The organism is Dietzia sp. CQ4, assembly GCF_014145125.1.
GTDB lineage: Bacteria > Actinomycetota > Actinomycetes > Mycobacteriales > Mycobacteriaceae > Dietzia > Dietzia natronolimnaea.
This window is the reverse complement of sequence record NZ_JAALDZ010000059.1, coordinates 1-2,877: the sequence shown is the minus strand read 5'-3', so window position 1 is coordinate 2,877 and position 2,877 is coordinate 1. Positions and strand designations below refer to the sequence as shown.

Annotated in this window: 2 protein-coding genes; one reads left to right on the top strand and one right to left on the bottom strand. The window is 71.8% G+C overall.

Translation table 11 applies throughout. The annotated features are described in order from the left end of the window. Positions 1–1,448 (bottom strand): TPM domain-containing protein (locus G6031_RS04250; protein ID WP_182652545.1); only part of this gene is annotated, 1,448 nt, incomplete at its 3' end. Between the two features lie 68 nt (positions 1,449–1,516). Here G6031_RS04250 and dnaG point away from each other — a divergent pair. Continuing rightward, positions 1,517–2,877, top strand: a 1,361-nt coding sequence (dnaG, locus tag G6031_RS04245; RefSeq protein ID WP_182652544.1) for a DNA primase, incomplete at its 3' end; no start/stop codon positions are given.

The following is a 2,877-nucleotide window of genomic DNA, read 5'->3' as shown; positions in this document are numbered from 1 at the left end:
TCGAGGGCGTCGCGTGCGGCGGCGGCGGCGTCGGTCAGGCTCCGGCCGCTCCGGCCGAGGTCCGGGGACCGCAGGAGTCGGGCGGCCTGGCCCAGTTCCTCGTCGACCTCGGCGATCAGTGCACCGAGGTCTCGGCGGGCGGCGGCGATGTCGTCCGCGGCGTGGTCCACGCCGTCGACCAGTTTCTCGGCGCGCGACAGTTCCTCCTCGGCCGAGCTGATGGCGTCCACGGCCTCGGCCTGTTCGCCCACCGGTCGGGCGAGGGCGGTGCGGGCGCGAGAGGTCTCGGCCTCGGCGGCGTCGAGCAGCTCGGTGGCGATCGTCAGGTTGTCCTCGATCGAGGCGAGCACGGCCGCGGGGAACCGGGATCGCAGGTCCGCCATGGACTCCTCGGCATCGGGGATCCTGGCGCGCAGGGTGACCGCGCGCCGGGTCAGCGCGTCGACCGAGGCGGCGCCGTTGATCAACAGGTCCCGCATCTCGGCGAAGGCCGTGGACTGGCCCTCGAGCACGCGTTCGGCACGCTCGGCCCTGGCCGCCACCTCGAGCAGCATCGCCCGGCGCTGGTCCGGGGTCTCGGGGATGTCGTCGTCGAGCCGCTGGATCAGCGAGTGCGCGGTCGCGACCTCGCCCCGCGCCGAGTCGAGAGCGGCGCGGAACGGGCGTGTCCTCAGGTCGCCGAACTCCCCGGCGGCGGTCTCGAGCGCTGTCGTGGAGGTGTCCACGGCCTGGTCGGCCTCGACCAGACCGGCCCTCGCACGGGCGTCGAGGACCTCGACCGGGAGCGCCGACAACCGGGCCGTGTCGTCGCCGGGTATCTCGCGGGCGGACTCGGCCTGCCTGGCCGTGCGGGTGGACCGGCGTCGGCGGCTGATCAGCAGGACCGCGGCCACGACGGCGACGATCACCGCGATGATCCCCAGCAGGGCCCCACCGGAGAGCCCGGAGCCGGAGCCCTGTCGTTCGAGCCCGTCGGCCGCGCCGATGGCCGCACCTGCCCAGTCACCGGCCGCCAGTCGCGGTTCGATGTCCCGGTCGGCGATCCGCTGGTCCGCGCGCTGGTCGGTGGATTCGAACCAGTAACCGCGGTCCTGCACGGCCACCGCGAGCAGCACGTCGGAGGCGCCCAGGTCGGACAGGCGGGCCGTCTCCTGCGCCCACTGCTGGACCGGCACGCCGTCGAAGCTGTCGACGTAGGTCACCCAGAGCTGGATGTTGTCGGTCGACCGGAGTTCGGCGAGCCGGCTCTCCACGGCGGCGGTATCCGCACCCAGCACGCCCGCGGAATCCGTGACCTGCTGCTGCAGCCGGGACGGCGGTTCCGCCGAGGCGGAGGGCGCCGCCCACCCGACCAGGCTGACGAGGAACGCCGACAGGAGCGCGACGGCCGCCACCGTGCGGGACCGTGGGCTCCGGACGGCGAGGGGGCGGGGTGGGGGTGCGATCATGCGGCCAGCGTATCGGCCCGTCGCAGGGGGCACGCCGGTCTCCTGCCCGGGCGGTTACTCTGGGCGGCATGGCAGGGCGGATTCCGGAGCAGGACATCGCCGCGATCCGCGAACGCACTCGCATCGAGGAGGTCGTCGGCGAGTACGTCGCGCTCAAACCAGGCGGCGCGGATTCGATGAAGGGGCTGTCCCCGTTCAAGGACGAGAAGACGCCGTCGTTCCACGTTCGTCCGCAGCACGGCTATTTCCACTGCTTCTCCACCGGTGAGGGCGGCGACGTGTTCGCCTTCCTCATGAAGATGGAGCACATCAGCTTCGTCGAGGCGGTGGAGCAGCTCGCGGACAGGATCGGCTACCGCATCTCCTACGAGGGCGGCGGGCAGGTGATCCAGCGCGACCGCGGGACCCGTTCGCGACTGGTCCAGGCCAACGCCGCCGCGCAGAAGTTCTACGCCGAGCGACTCCATCAGGACGCGGAGGCCGAGATTGCACGCGCGTTCCTCACCGACCGCGGCTTCGACCTCTCCCACGCCGAGCGCTTCGGGTGCGGGTACGCGCCCACGGGCTGGGACACCATGAGCAAACACCTGATGCGGCAGGGTTTCGAGCCCAAGGAGCTGGAGTCGGCGGGACTGTCCAAGACCAGCTCACGGGGGACGCTGATCGACCGGTTCCACCGGCGCCTGCTGTGGCCCATCCGCAATCTCGCGGGGGAGGTGATCGGGTTCGGCGCCCGCAAGCTCTTCGAGGACGACACCCTGGGCAAGTACATGAACACGCCGGAGACGATGCTCTACAAGAAGTCGCAGGTGCTGTTCGGACTGGACCTGGCCAAGCGGGACGTCGCCGCCCAGCGCCGGGCGGTGGTCGTGGAGGGCTATACGGATGTCATGGCCATGCACGCGGCCGGCGTGACCACGGCCGTGGCGGCGTGTGGCACCGCGTTCGGTGAGGACCACCTGTCCACCCTCCGGCGACTGATGTTGGACGACAACTACTTCCGCGGCGAGATCATCTACACCTTCGACGGCGACGAGGCCGGAAAGAAGGCCGCGATGCGGGCGTTCTCCGGGGACCAGCAGTTCTCCGGCCGCACCTTCGTGGCGGTGGCCCCCGCCGGTCAGGACCCCTGCGACATCCGCCAGAAGAAGGGCGACGCGGCCGTCCGCGATCTGATCTCGGCCCGGGTGCCGATGTTCGAGTTCGCCATCCGCTCCATGCTCGAGGAATACGATCTCGACCACGCGGAGGGCCGGGTCGAGGCGCTCCGCCAGACCGTGCCGGTGGTGGCGGACATCCGCGACTCGGCCCTGCGTGACGAGTACGCCCGGCAGTTGGCAGGCTGGGTGGGGTGGGACGATCCCGCGACGGTGCTGCGCCGCGTCCGCGAGGAGGCCCGCAAGCGGGGGCGCGCCCGGGCGGCGGCGCC